Below are 22,517 nucleotides of genomic sequence, written 5' to 3'. Positions count from 1 at the left end.
TGATAACCATGTTCCGCCTGCCGGGTACACGGTCGAAAAATCGGCCTGTGCCAATCTGCGGGCCTTGCCAATTCGCATAAAACCTCCAAGATCGGCGCCTTCGTCCACCCGACCAATCACGGAAATCTGGGAAATATCATGACCGACAGACTGACCGTCGCCTTTGCAAAATTCGCCATGCCGAAGAAAGGCAGCGTGATTCTGCTGGCATCCGAGGGTGGTGGCCTTGGCGCTCATGCGAAGGCCTGCGATCCCGACGGCGTTCTGGCGCGCGCTTTCGAGGTGGCGCGGTTTTCCGGAAAACTGGCCAAGAGCATCGAGGTCCTGGCGCCGGCCGGAACCGAGTTCGACCGGCTCGCAGTCATCGGCGTCGGCAATGCGGGAGCGGTCGAGGAAACCGGCTGGCTGAAGATCGGCGGCGCAGCGCTTGCCGGCGCCAAATCGGCGAGTGATGTGACCGTGGTGGCCGATCTCGATGGAGCCGGACCCGCGGCAGAGGACGTGGCCAATCTGGCGCTCGGCATGCTTTTGCGCGCCTATTCCTTCGACAAGTACAAGACGACAAGCCGCGAGAATGGCGAGGACAAGCCCGCCGACAAGGTCAAGGTCACCGTGCAATGTGCCGATCCGGCGGCGGCCAAGAAGGCCTTCGCCCGAGCCGAGGCGATTGCCGGCGGCGTGATTCTGGCCCGCGACCTGGTCAACGAGCCGGCCAATGTGCTCGGTCCCGTCGAATTCGCCGCCAAGGCGAAGGAATTGGAGAAGCTCGGCGCCAAGGTCGAGATCCTGACCGAAAAGGAAATGAAGAAACTCAAGATGGGCGCGCTTCTCGGCGTCGCGCAAGGCTCTGTCCGCCCGCCGCGGCTGGCGATCATCGAATGGAATGGCGGCAAGGCGAAGGACAAGCCCGTCGCCTTTGTCGGCAAGGGCGTCGTCTTCGACACGGGCGGCATCTCGATCAAGCCGGCCGGCGGCATGGAAGACATGAAGGGCGATATGGGCGGCGCGGCCGCCGTCGTCGGCGTCATGCATGCGCTGGCCGCCCGCAAGGCCAAGGTCAACGCGATCGGCATGATCGGCCTGGTGGAGAACATGCCGGACGGCAACGCCCAGCGTCCTGGTGACATCGTCACGTCCATGTCGGGCCAGACGATCGAGGTCATCAACACCGACGCCGAGGGCCGCCTCGTGCTGGCCGACCTCCTCTGGTACTGCAACGACCGTTTCGCGCCGCAATTCATGGTCAATCTGGCGACATTGACCGGCGCCATCATGGTGGCGCTCGGCCATCACCATGCCGGCCTGTTCTCCAATGACGACGCGTTGGCGGAACGTCTGACGTCCGCCGGCCTGTCGACCGAGGAAAAGCTCTGGCGGATGCCGCTCGGCGCCGAATACGACAAGCTGATCGATTCCAAGAACGCCGACATGAAGAACTCCGCCGGCCGCCTGGCCGGGTCGATCACGGCGGCGCAATTCCTGAAACGCTTCGTCAAGGAGACGCCTTGGGCGCATCTCGACGTCGCCGGCACGGCGATGGGGTCGCCGGCCAGCGAGATCAACCGTTCCTGGGGTTCGGGTTTTGGCGTGCGGCTGCTCGACCGGCTCGTCGCCGACCACTACGAATAGGAACATGGACGTCCTCTTTTATCACCTCACCGAATCGACGCTTGAGGAGGCGCTGCCGCCGCTCGTCGAAAAAAGCCTGGAGAGGAGATGGAAGGTGGCCGTGCAGACGGGCAGCCGGGAGCGCTGCGAGGCGCTCGACACCTGGCTTTGGACATGGCGCGAGGATTCCTTCCTCGCCCACGGCACGGACCGCGACGAGCATGCCGCACTTCAGCCGGTTCTCCTGACGGACGCCCCGTCGAACGCCAACAACGCGCAGATCCGCTTTCTGGTGGACAATGCCGAGCCGGACGACCTGGCGGGCTATGAGCGGGCCGTCTTCCTGTTCGACGGGCATGACGCGGCCCAGCTTGATGCGGCGCGCGGGCACTGGAAGGCGATGAAGGCGGCGGGCCACGCCGTCACCTACTGGCAGCAGGGGCCGGATCGACGCTGGCAGAAGAAGGCGTAAGGCGGGCCGCTTGGCGCTAGCGCCGAAATGCCCGGCCGATCCCCTCCAGCAATCCTTCCAGCTCGCCCAGATGCGCAATCTGCCGGAAACGCGGCGCGGTTGCCGGTGTTTCGGCATGTTCGTGCGCCCAGGTGAGTTCGTGCGGCACGACCACGCCCCATGATCCGGCTTCGATGGCCGGGATGACGTCGGATTTCAGCGAATTGCCGATCATCACCGCATGCTCCGCCCCGTCGCCATGCTGGCCGAAGATGCGCTCATAGGTGGCGCGCGACTTGTCGCTGACGATCTCCACCGCATCGAAGAAATCGCCGAGGCCGGAGGCTGCCAGCTTGCGCTCCTGGTCGAACAGATCGCCCTTGGTGATCAGCACCAGGCGATGCCGTCCGGCCAGTTGCTCGAGCGTGTCCTGCGCATGCGGCAGCGTCTCGACGGGATGCGTAAGCATGTCGCGCCCCGCATCGACGATCTCCTTGATGATCCGCGCCGGCACGCGCCCTTCGGTCACCTCGATCGCCGTTTCGACCATCGACAGCGTAAATCCCTTGATGCCGAACCCGTATTTGTCGAGATTCCGCTTCTCCAGGAGAAGCAGGCGCTCCGCCAGATGATCCGGCTCGGCGAAATCGGCCAGCAACTCGGCGAAGCGCGCCTCGGTCAGCCGGAAGAAACGCTCATTCTGCCAGAGCGTGTCGTCGGCGTCGAAACCGAGGGTGAGCGCGCCGGATTTCATCCCGCCATGCCCTGTTCGTACTCGCTCGACAGCGAGAGCCACCGGTCTTCGTGCCGCGCCAGGATGCCCGACAGGTCGGAACGTTCCTTGGCCAGCGTCGACGCCTGCGCCGGCTCCTTGTCGTACAGGCGGGTGTCGGCCAGCCGCGCCTCGATTGCCTCGATGCGCTTACGGGTGCGCTCGATCAGCCCTTCCGTCGCCTTGATTTCCTTGGCCAGCGGCTCGAGCGCCGCGCGCTTGCGGGCGGCTTCCTTGCGGCGTTCGGCCTTGTTGGCCTTGTCCGCCTCGCGCTTTTCCTTGTTGCGGCTGGCGCCGCCGGTCATCTGGTTGCGGTAATCGTCGAGATCGCCGTCGAACGGCGCCACCGAGCCGCCACCGACCACCCACAGCCGGTCGGCGGTCGCCTCGATCAGGTGCCGGTCGTGGCTAATCAGGATCACCGCGCCCTCGAACATGTTCAGGGCCTCGACCAGCGCCTCGCGGCTGTCGATGTCGAGATGGTTGGTCGGCTCGTCGAGGATCAGCAGATGCGGCGCCTCGAACGTGGCAAGCCCCATCAGCAGGCGGGCTTTTTCGCCGCCCGACAGGTCGCGCGCCGGCGTGGTCATCTTCTCCGTCGTCAAGCCGAATTGCGCCACGCGGGCGCGTACCTTGGCCTCCGGTGCGTCGGGCATCAGCCGGCGCAGATGCTGGTAGGCGTCCTCTTCCGGCCTGAGATCGTCGAGCTGGTGCTGGGCGAAGATCGACACTTTCAGCCCCGGCGCGACCGTCATCGTGCCCTTTTCGGCGGTCAATCGGCCGGCGATCAGCTTGGCGAAGGTCGATTTGCCGTTGCCGTTCGAGCCGAGCAGGGCGATCCGGTCGTCATTGTCGATCCGGAGCGTCAACCCCTTCAGGACGGGCTTGCCGGGCGTGTAGCCGACGGTGCCGCCCTCAAGGGCGATGATCGGCGAGGCGACCGCCTTTTGCGGATTGGGGAAGCGGAACGGCTGCACTGTTTCGTTGACGACGCTGGCGATCGGCGTCATGCGCTCCAGCGCCTTCAGGCGCGATTGCGCCTGCCGTGCCTTTGAGGCTTTCGAGCGGAAGCGGTCGACGAAGGACTGCATGTGCTTGCGCTGCGCCTCCTGCTTGCCGCGCATCTTTTCCTGCAACTCGGCCTTCTCGGCATATTGGCGGGCGAACTGGTCGTAGCCGCCGCGCCAGAAGGTCAGCTTCTTGCGCTCCAGGTGGACGATCGAATTCACCGCGCGGTTGAGCAGGTCGCGGTCGTGGCTGATCAACAGCACGGTGTGCGGATAGCGGGTCAGATAGCCCTCCAGCCACAGCGTGCCTTCGAGATCGAGATAGTTGGTCGGTTCGTCGAGAAGCAGGAGGTCCGGCTGGGTGAACAGCACGGCGGCGAGCGCCACGCGCATGCGCCAGCCGCCTGAAAACGACGAGGCCGGTCGTTTCTGCGCCTCGGCATCGAAGCCGAGACCCGACAGGATGGCGGCGGCGCGCGCCTCCGCCGAATGGGCGTCGATGTCGGTCAGCCGCGTCTGGATCTCGGCGATCCGGTGCGCGTCGGTGGCATGCTCGGCCTCGGCGAGCAGGGCGGCCCGCTCCGTGTCGGCCTTCAGCACGATGTCGATCAGCGGCTCCTCGGTGCCGGGCGCTTCCTGCGCCACCTGGCCGATGCGCGTGTCCCTCGGCAGGTTGATGGTCCCGGTCTCCGACACGAGGTCGCCGGTGATGGCGCGAAACAGCGTCGTCTTGCCGGTGCCGTTGCGGCCGACGAGGCCGGCCTTGGTGCCGGCGGGCAACGAGAGGGATGCATGGTCGATCAGCAATCGGCCGGCGACGCGCAGGGAGAGTTCGGAGATTGTCAACATGCGGGCCTTTTGGCCGAGCGGAGGCGCGGTTGCAAGAGGCGGCGTTCGCGGCGCTGCGGTTTTGCCTCTGTCCTGGCGAAAAAAAGCCCGCCGGAAGCGGGCTTGAGCTTTCAGGAGGGATTTCTATCCGCTCCGACCTTTGGTTTTCCGCGTTTCAAGTGGGTCCATCCGTTTCGGTAAGACCATTAGCGCACGGATACCTGGCGCAATGCACGGCACAACTGTACGAGGTCGCGATCGAACGCGGCCGGATTGTTCAAAATGCCGGTGCAGAGCTTCTTGTAGCGCACGATCTCGGCGCTGCTCATCCCTTGCACGGCTGCGGTGATCTGCCTGCCGTTCAGGCCGCCGCCACCACCGCCGATGCCGCCACCGCCACCGCCGCCGATGCCGCCGCCTGTTCCGCCACCGCCGCCAGTGCCTCCACCGCCGCCAGTGCCGCCACCGCCGATGCCGAGGTCGATGTTGGCGCCGATGCCGCCGCTACCGACCGTCGCGCCGACGCCGGCATTCAGGCCGCCGCTGCCGCCCAGCGAAGCAGTGGTGTTGGAATCGACGAGGTTCCCGCCGCCGCCCACCGTGGTGCTGCTGCTGGCGTTGAGGCCGTTGCTGCCGCCCACCGACGCGTTTGCATTGACATCAGCGATGCTGTTGCTGCTCAGGGCCGACGCGCCGACGCTGGCTTTGGCTCCGCCGAGATCCGCATCGACATTGGCGCTCACGCCATTGCTGGTGCCCACGGACACGCTGGCAACGCCAAGGCCGCCGCCGCCGAGATCGATGGCCGCCGCAGGTGCAGCCATGCAAAGTGCGATGACGCTACCCGCCACTCCGGCGAGAATTCTTTTGCGCAATCCGGTCATGGTCCTTCTCCTGGTTTGAATCGATAGATGACTACCAAGACAAGGATAATGTTTTTTTGAAATATTGAAGTGATCACTTGAAGTGTAGGTTTAAGGAAGCCAACGATAAGCCTAAGATTGAAGTAAATATGTAATATTTTAAGTATGTAGTATTTTGTCGGTATTGGGAAATTTTTCTTAGCTGTAGGATCTTCCCGCCGGTGTTCTCTGGAAGTGGACCAGGTCGAGCGACGGCGCTTCCTGCCCGAGGATCGACAGGATGGCATGCGCCTGCCCGCGGTGATGGGTCTGGTGATTGAACAGATGGCTCAAGGCTGGGGTAAGATGTTGCGAAACCGTGCGCACATCCGTCACGGTGACATAGGTGAAGCGCCCGGCCAGCGCCGCCTCGTCCAGACCGCCGATCCAGTCGACGATGCGGCGGTCCTCGCCTTCGCGGGCGATCCGCAGCGCGGGCAGGGCGGTGTGGAGAATGGCGTCCAACTGGTTGGGCGCGTCGCCTTCGCCGGTAAACCGCTTCAGCCAGATGCGGTCGGCCACGAGGATATGGTTCAGCGTGCCGATCATCGACTTGAAAAAGGCGTGGACGTCCCGGTTCAGGGCGTCCGTGTCGAGCGCCGCTGCCGCGTCGTAGATCCGCTGATTGGCCCACAGATTGTAGGCCGCCATCATCTCGAAATGCTGTTTCATGGAAAATTCACCGGTGTTTTATGGTCAATGACAGTTTAACCCATTGTGCGCCGCATGAATTATGAATTCTCTAGCAGCACCCATTCATTTCCATGCGAAAGGACGCGTCATGCCGATCATGCTTTATGAACTTGTGGGCCAGGATGAGGCGCGGCCGTTCAGTCCGCATTGCTGGAAGGTGGCTTTTGCGCTCGCCCACAAGGGGCTTGAGTTCACGTCGGTGCCCACCCGGTTCGGCGTTGTTGCGACGATCGAGGACGGCGCATCGAAGATTGTCCCGGTGATCCGCGACGGCGACCGCGTGGTCGCCGATTCATTCCAGATCGCGCTCTATCTGGAGGAAGCCTATCCCGAAGGGCCGACCCTGTTTGCCGGCGAGGGGGGCAAGGCCCTGTCCCGCTTCATCGAGAAATGGTCCATCGCAGCGTTGCACACCTTCATCGGCCCGGCCATCCTGGTCGATATTCATGACCGGCTGGACAGCCCGGATCAGGCTTACTTCCGCGAAAGCCGCGAGGCGCGTTTTGGCTGCCGGCTGGAAGAAGCGGCACATGGGCGGGAGGCGCGCCTCGACGCATTTCGTGCTTCGCTCGCCCCCTTGCGGGTCACGCTGGAGAAACAGCCTTTCCTCGGCGGCGAGGGGCCGCTCTTCGCCGATTACGTCGTCGCCGGTGCGCTGCAATGGGCCCGCGTCATCTCGCCGTTCCGCCTGCTCGACGATGCCGATCCGGTCGCCGCGTGGTTCGAACGCTGCCTCGATCTTCACGGCGGCCTGGGACGGCGGGTGCAAGCCGCGGCATAGGCCCTTCCCTTGAACGGTCTGGCCCGCTATAGAGCGCGCCATCTTCACGAATGGGCCGCGCGCTCAAAAATCCCGCAATCGAAGGACAACACATGGTGATCGAACGCACTTTCTCAATGATCAAGCCGGATGCCACCAAGCGCAACCTGACCGGCGCCATCACCAAAACGCTGGAAGACGCCGGTCTGCGCGTCGTCGCTTCCAAGCGCGTCTGGATGAGCCGCCGCCAGGCGGAAGGCTTCTACGCCGTTCACAAGGAACGCCCGTTCTTCGACGAGCTTTGCGAATTCATGTCGTCCGGCCCGACCATCGTCCAGGTTCTGGAAGGCGAGAACGCCATCCTGAAGAACCGCGAAGTGATGGGCGCGACCAACCCGGCTGATGCCGCCGAGGGAACGATCCGCAAGCTTTTTGCCACGTCGATCGGTGAAAACTCGGTGCATGGCTCCGACGCGCCGGAAACGGCCGCCGAGGAAATCCGCTACTGGTTCTCCGATGTCGAGATCGTTGGCTGAGCCATCGCACCCGACGTGATTTGAACTGTTAAGAACCGGGGCTGAGCCCCGGTTTTTTTATGCCTCGCGGGAGGTTGGAAAGCGCAGGATCGGCGTCGGATTGCGCATCTGGACGAACGCGGCGAATTCGTCGCCGGCCATGGCCGGGCCGTAGTGCCAGCCCTGGAAGAAGGTGCAGCCGGCCGAGCGCAGGAACGTCTCTTGCTGCGTTGTCTGCACATGCTCGGCGACGACGGCCAGGCCGAGCGTGCCGGCCATCGACAGCATGGTCTGCACCAGGGCGCGATCGTTCTCGCTCTTCTCGATGTCGGTGATGAAACTGCCGTCGATCTTCAGTTCGTCGAAAGGCAGCCGTTTGAGATAGGCGATCGACGAATAGCCCGTGCCGAAATCATCCAGTGAAAGCCGGATGCCGAGCGCCTTCAGTTCCTTCATCCGGCGGGCGATCTGCATCTGGTCGTCGGCCACCACGCGTTCGGTCATTTCGAGCGTCAGGAGTTGCGGGTCCAGCCCGTGCGTCTCCAGACGCTGCTGCAGGAAATCGACGAAGTCGCGGTCGCGCAGCGATTGCAGGCTGATGTTGATCGCCATGCGCAGGCCGGCCATGCGCGGGTTCTTCTTCCAGCGTGCCAGGGTCTCCACCCCGGTTTCGACGACCGCACGGCCGAGTGGTTCAGCCAAGCCGAACTGTTCGGCAAGGGCGACGAAATCGCCTGGCGCGAGGGCACCGCGCGTTGCGTGGTTCCAGCGCAGCAACCCTTCCGCGCCCACCACATGCCCTGCCGCATCGACCTGCGGCTGATAGTGCAGCTCCAGCTTGTTGTCGAACAGCGCGCTGCGCAGATCCTTCAACAGACCAAACCGCTGCTTTTCCTTGTCCAGCGCCTTCGGATCGAACAGCGCCACGCTGTTGCGGCCCGAAGTCTTGGCCTGGTACATCGCCATGTCGGCATTCTTCATCAGCGTTTCCGGGCTATGCTCGCTGCCGTCGAAGACGAGCACGCCGATGCTGGCCGATGTGTGGTGCATCATCTGGCCAAGCGGGAATTCCTGGCGCAGGGCGGACAAGACGCGGTTCGCCGAAACGATGGCGTTGCGCGTGGCGGCGGCGGCGCCGCTGCCGGTCAGCGACAGGACGATGACGAACTCATCGCCGCCGATGCGCGCCACCCGGTCGCCCGGGCCGACGGCTGCCAGCAATCGTTCGGCGACCTGCTTCAGGAACATGTCGCCGACGTCATGGCCCATCGTGTCGTTGAGCGTCTTGAAATTATCCAGGTCGATGAACAGCAGCGCGCTGCGGTTGTTCTCGCGCGCGCACTGGCTCATCGTCGTCCCGACATGATCGAACAACAGCCGCCGGTTGGGCAGCCCCGTCAGCGGGTCGTAGAAGGCCAGCCGCTCGATCTTCATCTCGTTGTGCTTGCGCGCGGAGATGTCGGACAGATAGCCGTGCCAGACGATGCCGTCCTTGGTGGCCTCCGGCATTGCCGTGACGCGCAGCCATTTCTCTCCGCCCTTCAACGGCTGCAGGCGGAACTCGCATTCCCATGCGGTCATCTGCATGCCCGATGCACGCAGCGTTTCGATGTATTTGAGGCGCTCATCCGGATGGATGATGTGGAGGAAGGCATTGGGGTCGAGCGGCGCCGGGCCGTCGCCATAGTCGAGGAGCTTGCGGAAGCCCTTCGAAGCATACAGCACCGAAAAGCGCCCGCCCTTGTGGCGCATCAGTTGAAACAGGCCGCCCGGTAGTTGCGATGTCAGCTTCTCGAACATCTCCTGCAATTGCAGGCGCTTCACCGTTTCGGTGATCTCGCGCACCGAACCTTCGTAATACTGGGCTTTCCCGGTTTTGCGATCACGCACGAGGCGTGCCGATTCGCTGATCCAGATGCGCTCGCGCGTCTTGTGCCGGTGTATCTCGGAAACGAAGTCCTCGACCTTGCCGTCGCGCGCCAGCAATTCGCTGAACGTTGCCCGCCTGGTGGGATCGACATACCACTCGTCGGCGATGTCCTTGACGCTCGCCAGCATCTCCTCTTCGTTGTCGTAGCCATTGAGCCGCACCAGCGCCGGATTGGCGCTCAACTGGCGCCCGTCCGGCAGCGATCGGTAAATGCCCTCGGAAAGATTGTCGATCAGCTCGCGATGATTCTGCTGTTCCTCGCGCGCGGTGCGATAGCGGCGCCCGGTGCGGATCAGCAGCCAGCCCAACAGGCCACAGCCGGCCAGGCCGACCGCGGCGAACAGCCAGGCGAGGTTGCTTCCCATCGTCGTTGTGATTGCGAACAGGTCGGACATCGCATTCCCGTACGGTTTCCTTAACGGAAGCTATAGCGCGCGCCGCCTTGTTTAATCGTCTAACGAACCGGGAAAAGAAAACTATCCTTAGCGGACGGTAAATGACGAGCCGGGCCGGCTGAACGGCAATCCTCAGCGGCGCCAGCGCTGCATGTCTTCCTGGTCCTTCGCCGTGGCGTCCACCCATTGTTCGGCTTGTCCCGCCGCATGCTCCTTCTTCCAGAAGGGCGCGCGCGACTTGAGGAAGTCCATCAGGAAGTCCGCCGCCTCGAAGGCTGTCCTCCGATGCGAGGCTGCGGCGACGACCAGGACGATGTTGTCGCCCGGCGCGATGCGGCCGAAACGGTGGATGACGGTGAGGCCGGTCAGCGGCCAGCGTTCGGCGGCTTCCCCGGCGATGCGGCCGATCTCTGCTTCCGCCATGCCCGGATAATGCTCGAGCTCCAGCGCTTCGAGCCGTCCGCCCTCGTCGCGGCACAGGCCGGTGAAGGTGACGACGGCGCCGACATCGCGGCGCCCGGCGGTCATGCGTTCCACCTCGGCGGCAAGAGCAAAATCGCCCGCCTGAACGCGTATGTCGGGAACGCAGGCCATCCTCATCCCCCCGTCATGGGCGGGAACAGGGCGATCTCGCCATCGCCGGGCAGGCGGGCCGTATGATCTACATGCTCGTGGTTGACGGCGACGCGGATCGCCTCGGCATGCTCCAGCGCCGTGGCATAGCCATCGCCGCGCTTGGCAAGCCAGCCGAGCAGTTCGGCCACCGTCTTCACCTCGGGCGGCAGGGTGATCTCTTCCTCCGACTGGCCGATGCGTTCGCGCACCCAGGCGAAATAAACGAGCTTCACGGCCTACTCCTCGACAATGTGCTTCAGTCCGGCGCGGAAATAATCATACCCCGTATAAAGGGTGACGATGGCGGAAATCCACAACAGCACGATGCCGGTCTGGGTGATGTAGGGCAGGATCTTGTCGCCGGCGGGACCGGCGAGCAGAAAGCCGATCGCCACCATCTGGATGGCGGTCTTCCATTTGGCGAGCTGCGTCACCGGCACGCTGACCTTCAACGCCGCCAGATATTCGCGCAGGCCGGAAACAAGGATTTCGCGGCACAGGATGATGATCGCCGCCCACAGCGTCCAGCCGGCGATGGTGCGGTCCGTGTCGGCGGCCAGCAACAGCAGGCAGGTCGACACCAGAAGCTTGTCGGCGATGGGATCCAGCATCCGGCCGATATTCGACGTCTGCTGCCAGGTGCGGGCGAGGTAGCCGTCGAAATAATCGGTGACGCTCGCGGCGATGAACAGGCCCAGCGCCGACCAGCGGGCGAAGTCGCTCGACTGCAGCCGCCCTTCGAGGAAAAAGCACAGGACGATCAGCGGCACGGCGATGATGCGCGCATAGGTCAGCAGGTTGGGAAGATTGAATGCGCGCGATGTGCTCTTGGCCATGAAATGCGATCCCGCCAGTTTATACCAAGGGAGACAATTATTGACCGATCTGATGGGTCAGGACGAGCCGCTGGCTAGGCGCGCTGTGCAGGGCGATGCGGGGCGCATCGTCCAAGCAGCGCAACGACGTCCAGCGGTTCGTCCTGTCCCACCCGAAGGGCCGAGTTCTCGCGCGCCGTGGCGGCGTTGCGCCGCGCTTACGATGCAAAGGCATCGCGGCGCACGGCGCGTCTTGCCACGACACGCGATACCTCCGGTCAGATCGGTCAATAGTTGTCTCCCTTGGTATTATACCTGTCAAATCAGAAGCCGGCATGGCCGGTCAAGCTTTCCGGCCGGGTGCGCGACGAAACAACGCCGTTTCAGCCGTTCTCGTGGAAATGATTGTAGATATGCCGGGCGATCGCTTCCGAAATACCGTCCACCGCCATCAAATCCTCGACACCGGCGCGGCTGACGGCCTTGGCAGTGCCGAAATGATGCAGCAACGACCGCTTGCGGCCCGGACCGATGCCGCCGATCTCGTCGAGCGGGTTCTTGATCATGTCCTTCTTGCGCCGCGCCCGGTGCGAGCCGATGGCGAAACGGTGCGCCTCGTCGCGCAGGCGCTGGACGAAATAGAGCACCGGGTCGCGCGGCGGCAGCGAGAAGGAATTCTTGCCGGCCATGAAGAACCGCTCGCGACCGGCGTCGCGGTCGACGCCCTTGGCCACGCCGATGGCGGTCACGCCGTCGGCGATGCCCAGATCCTCGAGGATCTGCGAGGCCGCTGCCAGTTGCCCCTGGCCGCCGTCGATGAGGATGACGTCGGGCCATGCCGGCATCTCGGCGCTGTTTTCGACTTCCTCGGCGCTGTCGTCCTCCACGTCGTCCTCCACCGGGCCGCCAGGCAGGCCGTTCTCCTTGATCAGGCGGGAGAAGCGGCGCTGCATGACCTCGCGCATCATGCCGTAATCGTCGCCCGGCGTGATGTCGGTCGAGCGGATGTTGAATTTTCGGTACTGGTTCTTGGCGAAGCCTTCCATGCCGGCGACGATCATGCCGCCGACCGCGTTGGTGCCCATGATGTGCGAATTGTCGTAGACCTCGATGCGTCGCGGCGCAGCGTCGAGACCGAAGGTCTCGGCAAAGCCTTCCATCAGCCGGCCCTGCGATGACGTTTCGGCCAGCCGCCGGCCGAGCGCCTCGCGCGCATTCTGCAAGGCGTGGTCGGTCAGGTCCTTCTTCTCGCCGCGCTGTGGCGCCAATACCTGCACCTTGCGGCCCGCGCGTGTCGACAGTGCTTCAGCCAAAAGCGCCTGTTCCTCCACCGCATGCGACAAAAGCACCAGGCGCGGGCAGGGTTTGTCGTCGTAGAACTGCGCCAGGAAGGCGCTCAGCACTTCCTCGGCGCCAAGCGCCGGGTCGGCCTTGGGGAAATAGGCCCGGTTGCCCCAGTTCTGCCCGGTGCGGAAGAAGAACACCTGGATGCAGCTCTGCCCGCCCTCCTGGTGGATGGCGACGACATCGGCCTCCTCGACCCCCTGCGGGTTGATGCCCTGGTGGCTCTGCACGTGGCTCAGCGCCGACAGCCGGTCCCGGTAAACGGCGGCGCGCTCGAAATCGAGCGTTTCGGCGGCCCCCTGCATGGCCTTGGCGATGTCGGCCTTCACGGTGCTTGACCGGCCCGACAGGAAGGCTTTCGCCTCGTCGACCAATGCCGCGTAATCGGCAGCCCCGATCTCGCCCGTGCACGGCCCCGAGCAGCGCTTGATCTGGTAGAGCAGGCAGGGCCGCGTGCGGCTTTCGAACACCGAATCCGTGCAGGTGCGCAACAGGAAGGCGCGCTGCAGCGAATTGATCGTCCGGCCGACGGCGCCCGCCGAGGCGAAGGGGCCGAAATAGTCGCCCTTCTTCGAACGCGCGCCGCGATGCTTGAAGATGCCGGGCGCCGGATGGTCGCCGGTGAGCAGGATATAGGGAAACGATTTGTCGTCGCGCAACAGCACGTTGAAGCGCGGGCGCAGCCGCTTGATGAGGTTTGCCTCGAGCAGCAGGGCTTCGGTTTCCGTCCGGGTGACGACGAATTCCATCGACGCCGTCTCGCGGACCATCCGGCCGGTCCGGTTGGTGTGGCCGCGGCCCTGGGCGTAGTTCGTCACGCGCTTCTTCAGGCTGCGCGCCTTGCCGACATACAAGACGTCGCCCTCGGCGTCGATCATCCGGTAGACACCGGGCGCGTTGGGCAGGCGTTTCACCGCCTCCTGGATCACCTCGATGCCGATCACGCCCGAGGCTTCGCTCGCCCCGTCCCAGTCGAGCGGCTGGCCCGTCGTCTCGATTGGCGTGGTTTCGCTCGTCACTCGGGCACTCCCGCCACGTCCGGCGTTTCCCACGCCAGGTGCTGCCCGCCGTCGAGCGCGATCATCTGCCCGGTCACCGAACGTGCCTCCCACAAATAGCGCACAGTCCGGCCGAACTCGGCAAGGTCCGGCCCGCGCCGCAGAATCAGCGCGTCGGTCTGCCGGTCGAAATCGGCCTGTTCCTGGCGCTGATTGGGCAGGGTCGGGCCGGGGCCGATGGCATTGACGCGGATGTTCGGCCCCAGCGCCTGCGCCATGGTCTGGGTCGCCGTCCACAGGGCGGATTTCGACAGCATGTAGCTGAAGAAGCGCGGCGTGGGCCGCCAGACGCGCTGGTCGATCATGTTGACGATCAACGCGTCGCGGTTCCCGGGCAGGCGCGCGGCCAGCGCCTGGGCAATCAGGGCCGGCGCCTTCAGATGAACGGCGAAATGCCGGTCCCAGACCGCCATGTCGAAATCCGTGATCGCGTCATCCTCGAAGATGGAGGCGTTGTTGACGACGATGTCGGGCAGGCCAAGCGCCGCTTCGGCGCGCGCCACGAGGGCGGCCGCCTCGGCGCTGTCGGTCAGGTCGGCGCGCAGCACCGAGGCCCTTCCGCCGTCGGCCTCGACCGCTTGGGCCAGGGCATCGGCCTCGCGCTGGGAATGGCTGCAATGGATGGCCACAGCAAAGCCGTGCGCGGCGAGGTCGCGGACGATTGCCGCGCCGATTCGTTTCGCGCCGCCGGTGACGAGGGCTGTTCTTTCCGTCTGAACCATAGCTTCCGTTTTACGATGGGCCGCGCCGACGAGGTGTTTCCGCGACCGTGGAAATCACAGCTTCCATGTAAGCCGAATGAGCCGCCGCTCCAAGCCCACACATTGAACACAGGCGCGGCTGCTGACAGTGCTGAAGGCGGTCAGGTCATACCTGTCTCGTCGTCGCCTCTATCGACACACGTGATCGTGGTAAGTTTATGATATACTGTATAACAAGGCTGAAAGTTGATTGTAATTCCAGACAAATAATTGTTTTAACTTATTTATTTGCCCAAAAGATTCCTTACTTCCGTGCTTATTCAGACATAGTTTGAGGGGAGATGTGTTGCCGGCATTTGATACTCCATAAACGAGGATTTTGCCAGCTATAGCCGGGGACGGCGCTGAACACGTTTACGAAAATTCTAGAAGGATGTAATTATGCGTTTACTCAAAAATGCGGTGCCCGTGGCGATGGCCGTGGTCCTGCTTACCGCTGGTATGGTTCCAGCGACGGCGGCCGACATCATCGTCGAAGTGCCACCCGCGCCGGTAACATATGCTCCAGCCGTCATTTCCACCCCGATCAAGGGCTGGGAAGGTGGTTATGCGGGTATCGCGCTGGGATACGGGTTTTCGGGCAAGAACCGGTCCGGCTCGGAGGCGATCCAACCCAGGGGCAAGCTCGGCAGTGGCTTTGCCGGCTGGAATTTCCAATCCGGCGGCTTTGTCTACGGTGTCGAGGGTGATGTCGGCTACAACGCCATGAAGGGGTCCAAGGGGGAGGTTAGCGCCAAGGGCGGCTTCGACGGATCGTTGCGCGCCCGTCTCGGCTATGCCGTGACCGACAATCTGCTGCTTTACGCCACTGCTGGCGGCGCTGCAGGACGGTTGACACTGACCGAAGGCGGCAAGTCCGACACCAATACGATGCTGGGCTGGACGGCCGGTGCGGGTATCGATGCAAAACTGACCGACACCATGTTCGGGCGCGTCGAATACCGCTACACCCAGTACGGATCCAAGACCTTCGGCTCGGGCCCCGTCAGTTGGGGCAGCAACAAGGTTCTCGTTGGCGTCGGCATGCAGTTCTGACCATCGTCCATCGACAGGAAGCCGGGCGGCAATGCCCGGCTTTTGTCCTTCCTGACCCGATCGAGGAGTGATGTTGCCCATTTGCAACATCACCTTTCCGCCGTATTCGCGCCGTCGAAAGACCCATATTTCGGGCACGTTCAGCCGTATTTCCCACCCAGATAGGAACGATGCGATGCCCGGGCCGTTTCCTCCCAAGGCGGCTAGGGTCATCGCCCGTGTGGTGCGTTTTAGTTTAGTGCAAGGCCATCGGGGCGCCCCACAGCGTTTGCAAATGCAAGTGGCTCAAGGAGTATGGACCATGAATGCCTACAACAAGATTTTCCTGTCTGCGGCCACCGCCGTCGGGCTGATGACCATCGCCGGTGCAGCGCACGCTGCCGACGCGGTGATGGATCAGCCGCCGGCACCGCCTGCAGCCCCCGTGATTTCCACGCCGATTGCCGGCTGGGAAGGCGGTTATGCCGGTATCGCGCTCGGTTATGGTTTCTCGGGCAAGACCCAGGCCGGTTTCCCGGCGCCGGGCAATGACATCGACACGGACGGCTTCGTCGGCAACGGCTTTGCCGGCTGGAACTTCCAGTCGGGCAGCTTCGTCTACGGCGTCGAAGGCGATGTCGGTTACAACGGCATGAAGGGCTCGAATGCCGGTACCGAATCGAAGGGTGGCGTCGATGGCACGCTGCGCGCCCGTCTGGGTTTTGCGGCCACCGACAACCTGCTCATCTACGGTACGGCCGGTGGCGCCGCCGAGCGCCTGAAGGTCTCCGAAGGCGGTGTCTCCGACACCAACACCATGCTCGGCTGGACGGCCGGCGCCGGTGTCGACGCCAAGCTGACCGACAAGGTCTTCGGCCGCGTCGAATACCGCTACACCAAGTTCGGCAGCGAGAGCTTCAACACCGGCAGCGGTGCGCAGGACGTCAAGGACAGCAGCAACAAGGTCCTGTTCGGCCTTGGTATGCAGTTCTGATCATCCCGCATCGGGACTTCTGGAAAGCCGGGCCCAGCGCTCGGCTTTTCTTTATCCGCCGCGCGCCGGCGGCATCAGCACCTGCCCACGGCGGCAATCCTTGCCATCCACGGCCGCGCAGGCGCGAAATTGCAGCTCCTTGGTCAGGCAGATGCGCACCTCGCGCAGATAGCGTCGATCGCAGGTGACAGCCATTCCGCTCTTTTCGAGCCCCGGATTGGCACTCATGAAGCGCTCCTCGACCGTCTGCGGGGCGACCATCCGCGGCGTTTCGATACGGGTGAATTCCGCCGGCACCTTGACCCGCTCGCGGGCCTTGCGGGTGAGCGCGAAAAAATCCGACTGCGACAAGCCGGAACACGAGCCGTGCTTGCGCCATTGATGTCCCATCAGGCCGCCGGACGGCATGATGTCGCGATAATCGGCCACCATCTCACCGGGAACCCGCTCGGGCTGGCGGTTGCCGCAATATTCTGGATAGTCGCGCTCGTTCTGCGGCCAAAGCCCATGCACCACGAAGGCATAGGGACGGGCCGCAGCGCATTGCTGCCGATTGGCCTCGGCGCCTTCTGCCGCGCAATAGCTGGGCGACCAGCTGAGCGACAGAACGTAGAAATCGAAATCGCCGGCCGGCGCACCGCGCTGCGCGGCCGCCGCCACGCCGGCCAGCACGGTCGCCGCACAAACACCTGCTAGGCGCAGCACCTTGCGCATCGAGGACTTCGGGGCCGGTGTCGGCGCTGCTAGCGCAGCACGCGGCAATAGGCGTTGTAGACGTTCCAGCGGTCGAAACCGGACACGCAGAACTCCACATTGTCACCGATCGAGGCAAAACCCTGGCCGTATTCGATCAGGTACCAGATGGTGCGATCGCGCCCGTCCGAAAGCCGGGCCATTGCCCGGCAATAGCGCCGCTCGATCGGGCTGTCGCTGCTTGCCGCGCGATAACGCGTCTGGGAGGCGCCGTAGAAATCGACGATGTCGACATCCGGCAGGTTCGGCACATGCGTCACCTGATGGCGGAAGCGCTTCTGGATCGTCGTGTGCACGGCCGTGTTGGCGCAGACATCGTCCGGCAAACTGTAGATGCCGACCGGATCGGCGGCCTGGGCCGACATCGGGGCGAGCGTGGAGGCCAGCGAAACCGCAAGGCCGGCAGCAAGTGCCTGTAGGCGTGCCATGGATCGATTCTCCCGAATTGTGCGAACGCGAAATGCGCGCAGTTTTGCGCCAGCCACGGCGAGGGGTCAAGGCAAAGCGGCCATGGCGATCACACGGCGCCTGTCGGAGAGCCGTCGTCAATATCGTAGCGTTCCGCCGCAAGCCGCAGAGCCTCGAAATCATCGGCGCATATTTGCGCTCTCAGCGCATCGAATTTGGCTTTCGGCCAACCATAGATGCCGAGCGCCAATAGCCCCTCGACGGCGGCTTGCGGAAATCTTTGGCGCAAGGGAGTGGCGGGGTTGCCGGCGACGATGGTGTAAGGGGGAACGTCCTTCGTGACGATGGCGCCTGAGGCGACCACGGCGCCTTCGCCGACAGTGATGCCAGGCATCAGCATGGCCCGCATGCCTATCCAGGCGCCATCACCAATGATCGTGTCGCCCTTGCCTGCATAGGCATCGGCAATCACATCGGCGAACGGATAGAGGCTGAACCAGTCTGCCCGGTGCGTGTGGTTGCCGCCCATCAGGATCACGGCTTCGGCACCGATGCAGACATAGTCGCCGATATGCAGCCGATCGACGGGCCATTGCGATTCCCAGGCCGCCAGGCTGAAATCATCCCCATAAAGGTAACGCACGACGCTTTGTTCGAAGGATCCGGTCCAGGCATTGCTGTAATAGCTGTTCGTTCCCCGGACATGGATGTTTCGGTTCCGCACCGTCTGGTGAAGAAACTCGACGATTGACCAATGCTTCTGCGTCGTCATTGCGCAGCATTCCTTTCCTGAGCGAGTCGCTTGAATGATGCGTGTCCTTGACCGTCCTGGCCGAGCAGGCTCGCCAGCGCCGGCAGCGCCAGCCGCATTTCCTCCTCCAGAAGATAGGGCGGGTTGACGATGATCATGCCTGTCCCATCGAGCCGCGCTTCGGGCGAGGGCGGCCTTGTTTCGACGCTGATGTCGATCACGTCGGCGATGCCGCTTTGCGCAAGTGCTGTGCGAAACGCGGCGACCGCCTGGTGATCCTTGATCGGGTACCAGACGGCATAGATGCCGCCCGGCCAGCGCTGGTGCGCCCTGGTCAGCCGGCTGACGATGCGGCCGAATTCCCCTTCCTGCTCGAACGGCGGGTCGATCAGCACCAGGCCGCGCTTCTCCTTCGGCGGCAGGTGGGCGCCGAGCGCCAGCCAGCCGTCGAGCTCGATGACGCGCACCTGGTGGTCGCCGGCGAACTCCGCCTTCAGCGTTTCGGCGTCCGCCGGGTGCAGTTCGATGGCCGTCAGCCGGTCCTGTTTGCGCAGCAGGTGGCGCACGATGCGCGGCGAGCCGGGATAGCGGGTGATGGCGTCGCCCTGATTCACCGCGCGAACGGCATCGAGCAAGGGATTCAAAAGACGGGCGATTTCACCGTCCAGCCGTGCTTCCATCAGCCGGCCGATGCCGCCGCGCCATTCGCCGGTCTTCTGCGCCTGCGGCGACGACAGGTCGTAAAGCCCGATGCCTGCATGCGTGTCGATGACGCGGAAGGCTTTGTCCTTGTGCTTCAGATAGTCGACGATGCGCGCCATGATGGCGTGCTTGACCACGTCGGCAAAGTTTCCGGCGTGATAGGCGTGGCGGTAGTTCATCGGTCGCGGTCTTCCTCAGCCATCACGCAGTTTGATCGATGACGGCGATTGTTTTGATGAAACTGGCTCTACTCGCCTCGCGTTAAAATCGCTAGTGTGGCCGCCATGAACACACACGCCTCGATCCAGATCGGCCATTCGGCCTGCCCGCATGATTGCCCTTCCACCTGCGCGCTCGACGTCGAGATCATCGACGGCCGCATCGGCCGCGTTCACGGTGCCAAGGACAACAGCTACACCGCCGGCGTCATCTGCGCCAAGGTGGCGCGCTATGCCGAGCGCATTCATCATCCCGACCGCCTGTTGAAGCCGCTGGTGCGCGCCGGCGCCAAGGGCGAGGGGACATGGATGGCGGCGAGCTGGGAGGCAGCCCTCGACCGTGTCGCCGAAGCCTTCATCAAGGCTGAGGAGCGGCTGGGCAGCGAAACCGTCTGGCCGTATTTCTACGCCGGGACGATGGGGCTGGTGCAGCGCGATTCGATCGACCGCCTGCGCCACGCCAAGCGCTATTCCGGCTTCTTCGGCACGATCTGCACCAATGCGGCCTGGACCGGCTGGATGATGGGCGCCGGCGCCTTGCGCGGTCCCGATCCGCGCGAGATGGCCAAATCCGACTGTGTCGTCATCTGGGGCACCAACGCGGTCGCCACCCAGGTCAACGTGATGACCCACGCCATCCGGGCGCGCAAGGAGCGCGGGGCGAAGATCGTCGTCATCGACATCTACGACAATCCGACCATGAAGCAGGCCGATCTCGGCCTGGTGTTGAAGCCCGGCACGGATGGCGCGCTGGCCTGTGCCGTCATGCATGTCCTGTTCCGTGACGGCCTGGCCGACCGGGCCTTCCTCGACAAACACACCGACGACCCGCAGGGCCTCGAGGCGCATCTGAAGACGCGCACGCCGCAATGGGCGGCCGACATCACCGGCCTGCCTGTCGCCGATATCGAAGCGTTTGCACGGCTCGTCGGCGAGACGAAGCGCACCTTCTTCCGCCTGGGCTACGGGTTCACCCGCAACCGAAACGGCGTGGTCAACATGCATGCCGCGCTCTCCATCGCCGCCGTGACCGGCTGCTGGCAGTATGAGGGCGGCGGCGCGTTTCATTCGAATTCGGGCATTTTCGGCCTCGACAAATCGCTGATCGAGGGCCAGTCCTTCCGCGATGGGTCGATCCGCTCGCTCGACCAGTCGCAGACCGGCCGCGTCCTGACCAATGACGCAGCCGCGCTCCATGGCGGGCCGCCCGTCACGGCGATGCTGATCCAGAACACCAATCCGGCCAATGTCGCCCCGGAGCAGCGCCTGGTGCGCCAGGGCTTCCTGCGCGACGATTTGTTCACCTGCGTCCACGAGCAGTTCATGACCGATACGGCCAAGCTGGCCGACGTCGTGCTGCCGGCCACAATGTTTTTGGAGCATGACGACATCTATCGCGGCGGCGGCCACCAGCACATCCTGCTCGGGCCGAAGCTGGTTGACGCGCCGGGCGAGGCGATGCCCAACCTCTACGTCATCGAGGAACTGGCCAAGCGCCTCGGCGTGGCGGATATGCCGGGCTTCGGCCTGTCGGCACGCGAACATCTCGACTGGATGCTGGAAAAGCGCGGCCTCGGCACGTTCGACAGTTTCAAGGCCGAGCGCTGGGCCGACGTGCAGCCGGATTTCGACACGGCGCATTTCGTCCATGGTTTCGGTCATCCGGACGGAAAATTCCGCTTTCGCCCCGACTGGACGAACACGCCCGCGCCGAACCGTCCGCCCGCATCGATCGGCATTCAGGGACCCCATACGCTCCTTCCGGAGTTCCCGGACCATGTCGAGCTGATCGAGATGGCCGACCCGGAGCACCCGTTCCGGCTGGCCACCTCGCCGGCGCGCAATTTTCTGAATTCGAGCTTTTCCTACACGCCGACCTCGGTCAAACGCGAGGGACGACCCGAACTGATGCTGCATCCAGAGGACGCGGCAACGCTTGGTCTGGGCGAAGGCGACCGCGTCGAGATCGGCAACATGCGCGGCGAGGTCATCTTGCACGTCAAGCTGTTCGACGGCGTGCGGCGCGGCGTCGTCATTGCCGAGGGCATCTGGCCGAACGATGCTCATGAACGCGGCGAAGGCATCAACGTCCTGACCGGCGCCGACCCCATCGCGCCCTATGGCGGCGCTGCCTTCCACGACATCAAGGTGTGGGTGAAGGCGGCTTGAGGGGTAAGTATTGACAAAATGTGATTTTTAAATCACATTTTGTCATGAAACAGGTTCGGCAGACCGCCATTTATCGAAAGTGGGAGCGTAAGCTGAAGGATCGGCGGGCGAGAGCGTTGATTGCCGCTCGCGTGCTGCGCCTGGCAAACGGTCTTGCCGGCGATGTTGCGCCGGTGGGCGGCGGCATCAGCGAGCTGCGCATTCACCATGGACCGGGTTATCGGATTTATTTTCATGGGCGAGGGGAGCAAATCATCTTGCTGCTGTGTGGTGGGGACAAGAGCACGCAGGATCGGGATATCAGCATGGCCAGGCAACTGGCTGCTGAATGGAGCGAAGACGATGGCTGAAAAAATCTACGACTATGATCCGGCGGATGCCCTGACCTCGGACGAGGCTGTGGAGATATTTCTGATGGATGCGTTTGAAACCGGCAACGCCGGCCACATCGCCAGTGCGCTTGGCGTCGTCGCGCGCGCCAGAGGGATGACGGCGATCGCCCGAAAAACCGGGCTGGCGCGGGAGCAGCTTTACCGCTCACTGAGCGAAAGCGGCAACCCGACTTTGGAAACGACCCTCGCGGTCATGAAGGCACTGGGCTTTGACATGGCCAGCAAACGCAGCGCTGCCTGAACATCCGTCACCGCCGCAAATGATAGGTTAAAGCCAAGGCGATACAATGTCTTAGCGGTTCTTCCGGAATCACTTCATCAGCCTTGAAAAGCACGGCCCGCGTGTTTTCATAGGTGAAGACGCCCGGATAATACGCTGCGAACTGCTTCGTCAAATCCGTCTGGCAATGCACGAACAGCGCCCAGTCATGCTTTGCTGATTTCGGCACGCCGAGCCGGATCGTGCTGCCGCTTTTCGTCTGCGGCGTCAGATAGGCGGGCTGCCCCCATTTCAGCGTTTCCTCGATCGTGCCGACGCCATTCGTTTTCCGCGCCACGTCGAGGAGCAGCGTCCGCGCTTCAAGTAGTTTTTCGCGCGCGCCATCAGGGAAGGCGGCAAAGGCTGCGGTGATCTGGCGCGTGGCGTCGAGTTTAGCCATCGC

The 22,517-nt window shown here is 63.7% G+C and carries 24 protein-coding genes; 9 read left to right on the top strand and 15 right to left on the bottom strand.

Annotated features, from left to right (window positions below):
- Positions 1-138: 138 nt before the first annotated feature.
- On the top strand, positions 139-1,629 hold the full coding sequence (locus AB843_RS15205) for a leucyl aminopeptidase (protein ID WP_048647715.1): 1,491 nt from the start codon (positions 139-141) through the stop codon (positions 1,627-1,629).
- Between the two features lie 4 nt (positions 1,630-1,633).
- Positions 1,634-2,080, top strand: a complete 447-nt coding sequence (locus tag AB843_RS15200) for a DNA polymerase III subunit chi (protein ID WP_048647714.1) — start codon at positions 1,634-1,636, stop codon at positions 2,078-2,080.
- A gap of 16 nt (positions 2,081-2,096) precedes the next feature.
- Here AB843_RS15200 and AB843_RS15195 read toward each other — a convergent pair whose 3' ends face one another.
- The 4 genes from AB843_RS15195 to AB843_RS15180 form a co-directional block, all read right to left on the bottom strand.
- The gene (locus AB843_RS15195; RefSeq protein ID WP_048647713.1) at positions 2,097-2,813 is read right to left on the bottom strand and encodes an HAD family hydrolase; all 717 of its coding nucleotides are present in this window, start codon (positions 2,811-2,813) and stop codon (positions 2,097-2,099) included.
- On the bottom strand, positions 2,810-4,687 hold the full coding sequence (locus AB843_RS15190) for an ABC-F family ATP-binding cassette domain-containing protein (protein ID WP_048647712.1): 1,878 nt from the start codon (positions 4,685-4,687) through the stop codon (positions 2,810-2,812). The genes AB843_RS15195 and AB843_RS15190 overlap by 4 nt, the downstream gene beginning before the upstream one ends.
- A gap of 185 nt (positions 4,688-4,872) precedes the next feature.
- Positions 4,873-5,550, bottom strand: a complete 678-nt coding sequence (locus AB843_RS25615; RefSeq protein WP_048647711.1) for a hypothetical protein — start codon at positions 5,548-5,550, stop codon at positions 4,873-4,875.
- A 177-nt stretch (positions 5,551-5,727) separates the two neighbouring features.
- A complete protein-coding gene (locus AB843_RS15180; RefSeq protein ID WP_048647710.1) occupies positions 5,728-6,240 on the bottom strand; it encodes a DinB family protein in 513 nt (170 codons plus the stop codon).
- Between the two features lie 109 nt (positions 6,241-6,349).
- Between AB843_RS15180 and AB843_RS15175 the strand changes: the two genes are divergently transcribed.
- Together AB843_RS15175 and ndk are read left to right on the top strand one after the other, a co-directional pair.
- Positions 6,350-7,042, top strand: coding sequence for a glutathione S-transferase family protein (locus tag AB843_RS15175; protein WP_048647709.1), 693 nt, complete (start codon positions 6,350-6,352; stop codon positions 7,040-7,042).
- 92 nt (positions 7,043-7,134) lie between these two features.
- The gene (ndk, locus tag AB843_RS15170; RefSeq protein WP_048647798.1) at positions 7,135-7,557 is read left to right on the top strand and encodes a nucleoside-diphosphate kinase; all 423 of its coding nucleotides are present in this window, start codon (positions 7,135-7,137) and stop codon (positions 7,555-7,557) included.
- 57 nt (positions 7,558-7,614) lie between these two features.
- Here ndk and AB843_RS15165 read toward each other — a convergent pair whose 3' ends face one another.
- The 6 genes from AB843_RS15165 to AB843_RS15140 all read right to left on the bottom strand — a co-directional run bounded on the left by AB843_RS15165 (position 7,615) and on the right by AB843_RS15140 (position 14,415).
- A complete protein-coding gene (locus AB843_RS15165; RefSeq protein WP_048647708.1) occupies positions 7,615-9,861 on the bottom strand; it encodes a putative bifunctional diguanylate cyclase/phosphodiesterase in 2,247 nt (748 codons plus the stop codon).
- Between the two features lie 132 nt (positions 9,862-9,993).
- Complete coding sequence (locus AB843_RS15160; protein ID WP_082143852.1) at positions 9,994-10,455, bottom strand: molybdenum cofactor biosynthesis protein MoaE; 462 nt, start codon at positions 10,453-10,455, stop codon at positions 9,994-9,996.
- Between the two features lie 2 nt (positions 10,456-10,457).
- Entirely contained in the window at positions 10,458-10,709 is a 252-nt protein-coding gene (gene moaD, locus AB843_RS15155) for a molybdopterin converting factor subunit 1 (RefSeq protein ID WP_048647706.1), read from the bottom strand.
- Positions 10,710-10,712: 3 nt separating this feature from the next.
- Positions 10,713-11,312 carry a CDP-diacylglycerol--glycerol-3-phosphate 3-phosphatidyltransferase gene (gene pgsA, locus AB843_RS15150; RefSeq protein WP_048647705.1) on the bottom strand — a complete coding sequence of 200 codons (600 nt, stop codon included), beginning with the start codon at positions 11,310-11,312 and terminating at the stop codon, positions 10,713-10,715.
- A gap of 362 nt (positions 11,313-11,674) precedes the next feature.
- Entirely contained in the window at positions 11,675-13,633 is a 1,959-nt protein-coding gene (gene uvrC, locus AB843_RS15145; RefSeq protein ID WP_087587118.1) for an excinuclease ABC subunit UvrC, read from the bottom strand.
- A gap of 17 nt (positions 13,634-13,650) precedes the next feature.
- Complete coding sequence (locus AB843_RS15140) at positions 13,651-14,415, bottom strand: SDR family oxidoreductase (protein ID WP_048647703.1); 765 nt, start codon at positions 14,413-14,415, stop codon at positions 13,651-13,653.
- 420 nt (positions 14,416-14,835) lie between these two features.
- Here AB843_RS15140 and AB843_RS15135 point away from each other — a divergent pair, with 420 nt between their 5' ends.
- On the top strand, positions 14,836-15,489 hold the full coding sequence (locus AB843_RS15135; protein WP_048647702.1) for an outer membrane protein: 654 nt from the start codon (positions 14,836-14,838) through the stop codon (positions 15,487-15,489).
- 301 nt (positions 15,490-15,790) lie between these two features.
- Positions 15,791-16,462 (top strand): outer membrane protein, encoded by a 672-nt coding sequence (locus AB843_RS15130; protein WP_048647701.1) that lies wholly within the window; start codon positions 15,791-15,793, stop codon positions 16,460-16,462.
- 51 nt (positions 16,463-16,513) lie between these two features.
- Here the strand turns inward: AB843_RS15130 and AB843_RS15125 are convergent, their stop codons facing one another.
- From AB843_RS15125 to AB843_RS15110, 4 genes are all read right to left on the bottom strand, one after another.
- On the bottom strand, positions 16,514-17,176 hold the full coding sequence (locus AB843_RS15125; RefSeq protein WP_048647700.1) for a ribonuclease T2 family protein: 663 nt from the start codon (positions 17,174-17,176) through the stop codon (positions 16,514-16,516).
- Positions 17,177-17,205: 29 nt separating this feature from the next.
- Positions 17,206-17,643 (bottom strand): hypothetical protein, encoded by a 438-nt coding sequence (locus tag AB843_RS15120; protein WP_048647699.1) that lies wholly within the window; start codon positions 17,641-17,643, stop codon positions 17,206-17,208.
- Positions 17,644-17,732: 89 nt separating this feature from the next.
- Complete coding sequence (locus AB843_RS15115) at positions 17,733-18,395, bottom strand: CatB-related O-acetyltransferase (protein WP_048647698.1); 663 nt, start codon at positions 18,393-18,395, stop codon at positions 17,733-17,735.
- A complete protein-coding gene (locus tag AB843_RS15110; protein ID WP_048647697.1) occupies positions 18,392-19,255 on the bottom strand; it encodes a 23S rRNA (adenine(2030)-N(6))-methyltransferase RlmJ in 864 nt (287 codons plus the stop codon). The genes AB843_RS15115 and AB843_RS15110 overlap by 4 nt, the downstream gene beginning before the upstream one ends.
- Positions 19,256-19,360: 105 nt before the next feature.
- On the opposite strand from AB843_RS15110, the gene AB843_RS15105 reads away from it, so the two are divergent.
- Genes AB843_RS15105 through AB843_RS15095 form a run of 3 tightly spaced genes read left to right on the top strand, consistent with a single transcriptional unit; the run spans position 19,361 to position 22,096 of the window.
- On the top strand, positions 19,361-21,463 hold the full coding sequence (locus AB843_RS15105; protein ID WP_048647696.1) for a molybdopterin-containing oxidoreductase family protein: 2,103 nt from the start codon (positions 19,361-19,363) through the stop codon (positions 21,461-21,463).
- A gap of 44 nt (positions 21,464-21,507) precedes the next feature.
- Complete coding sequence (locus AB843_RS15100; RefSeq protein WP_048647695.1) at positions 21,508-21,813, top strand: type II toxin-antitoxin system RelE/ParE family toxin; 306 nt, start codon at positions 21,508-21,510, stop codon at positions 21,811-21,813.
- Complete coding sequence (locus AB843_RS15095; RefSeq protein ID WP_048647694.1) at positions 21,806-22,096, top strand: addiction module antidote protein; 291 nt, start codon at positions 21,806-21,808, stop codon at positions 22,094-22,096. The genes AB843_RS15100 and AB843_RS15095 overlap by 8 nt, the downstream gene beginning before the upstream one ends.
- Before the next feature lie 7 nt (positions 22,097-22,103).
- Here AB843_RS15095 and AB843_RS15090 read toward each other — a convergent pair whose 3' ends face one another.
- Positions 22,104-22,514: a DUF1801 domain-containing protein gene (locus tag AB843_RS15090; protein ID WP_048647693.1), complete on the bottom strand. Its 411-nt coding sequence runs from the start codon at positions 22,512-22,514 to the stop codon at positions 22,104-22,106.
- Positions 22,515-22,517 lie beyond the last annotated feature (3 nt).

It is taken from the genome of Nitratireductor soli (genome assembly GCF_001050155.1).
Taxonomy (GTDB): Bacteria; Pseudomonadota; Alphaproteobacteria; order Rhizobiales; family Rhizobiaceae; genus Nitratireductor; species Nitratireductor soli.
The sequence above is the reverse complement of the archived record's forward strand: the minus strand, read 5'-3'. Positions and strand labels throughout refer to the sequence as shown.

What these genes read in the sequence shown, in the direction of transcription:
- AB843_RS15205 (WP_048647715.1), top strand. Translation starts at nt 139, where the DNA reads ATGACCGACAGACTGACCGTCGCCTTTGCAAAATTCGCCATGCCGAAG.
- AB843_RS15200 (WP_048647714.1), top strand. Translation starts at nt 1,634, where the DNA reads ATGGACGTCCTCTTTTATCACCTCACCGAATCGACGCTTGAGGAGGCG.
- AB843_RS15195 (WP_048647713.1), bottom strand. Translation starts at nt 2,813, where the DNA reads ATGAAATCCGGCGCGCTCACCCTCGGTTTCGACGCCGACGACACGCTC.
- AB843_RS15190 (WP_048647712.1), bottom strand. Translation starts at nt 4,687, where the DNA reads ATGTTGACAATCTCCGAACTCTCCCTGCGCGTCGCCGGCCGATTGCTG.
- AB843_RS25615 (WP_048647711.1), bottom strand. Translation starts at nt 5,550, where the DNA reads ATGACCGGATTGCGCAAAAGAATTCTCGCCGGAGTGGCGGGTAGCGTC.
- AB843_RS15180 (WP_048647710.1), bottom strand. Translation starts at nt 6,240, where the DNA reads ATGAAACAGCATTTCGAGATGATGGCGGCCTACAATCTGTGGGCCAAT.
- AB843_RS15175 (WP_048647709.1), top strand. Translation starts at nt 6,350, where the DNA reads ATGCCGATCATGCTTTATGAACTTGTGGGCCAGGATGAGGCGCGGCCG.
- ndk (WP_048647798.1), top strand. Translation starts at nt 7,135, where the DNA reads ATGGTGATCGAACGCACTTTCTCAATGATCAAGCCGGATGCCACCAAG.
- AB843_RS15165 (WP_048647708.1), bottom strand. Translation starts at nt 9,861, where the DNA reads ATGTCCGACCTGTTCGCAATCACAACGACGATGGGAAGCAACCTCGCC.
- AB843_RS15160 (WP_082143852.1), bottom strand. Translation starts at nt 10,455, where the DNA reads ATGGCCTGCGTTCCCGACATACGCGTTCAGGCGGGCGATTTTGCTCTT.
- pgsA (WP_048647705.1), bottom strand. Translation starts at nt 11,312, where the DNA reads ATGGCCAAGAGCACATCGCGCGCATTCAATCTTCCCAACCTGCTGACC.
- AB843_RS15140 (WP_048647703.1), bottom strand. Translation starts at nt 14,415, where the DNA reads ATGGTTCAGACGGAAAGAACAGCCCTCGTCACCGGCGGCGCGAAACGA.
- AB843_RS15135 (WP_048647702.1), top strand. Translation starts at nt 14,836, where the DNA reads ATGCGTTTACTCAAAAATGCGGTGCCCGTGGCGATGGCCGTGGTCCTG.
- AB843_RS15130 (WP_048647701.1), top strand. Translation starts at nt 15,791, where the DNA reads ATGAATGCCTACAACAAGATTTTCCTGTCTGCGGCCACCGCCGTCGGG.
- AB843_RS15125 (WP_048647700.1), bottom strand. Translation starts at nt 17,176, where the DNA reads ATGCGCAAGGTGCTGCGCCTAGCAGGTGTTTGTGCGGCGACCGTGCTG.
- AB843_RS15120 (WP_048647699.1), bottom strand. Translation starts at nt 17,643, where the DNA reads ATGGCACGCCTACAGGCACTTGCTGCCGGCCTTGCGGTTTCGCTGGCC.
- AB843_RS15115 (WP_048647698.1), bottom strand. Translation starts at nt 18,395, where the DNA reads ATGACGACGCAGAAGCATTGGTCAATCGTCGAGTTTCTTCACCAGACG.
- AB843_RS15110 (WP_048647697.1), bottom strand. Translation starts at nt 19,255, where the DNA reads ATGAACTACCGCCACGCCTATCACGCCGGAAACTTTGCCGACGTGGTC.
- AB843_RS15105 (WP_048647696.1), top strand. Translation starts at nt 19,361, where the DNA reads ATGAACACACACGCCTCGATCCAGATCGGCCATTCGGCCTGCCCGCAT.
- AB843_RS15100 (WP_048647695.1), top strand. Translation starts at nt 21,508, where the DNA reads ATGAAACAGGTTCGGCAGACCGCCATTTATCGAAAGTGGGAGCGTAAG.
- AB843_RS15095 (WP_048647694.1), top strand. Translation starts at nt 21,806, where the DNA reads ATGGCTGAAAAAATCTACGACTATGATCCGGCGGATGCCCTGACCTCG.
- AB843_RS15090 (WP_048647693.1), bottom strand. Translation starts at nt 22,514, where the DNA reads ATGGCTAAACTCGACGCCACGCGCCAGATCACCGCAGCCTTTGCCGCC.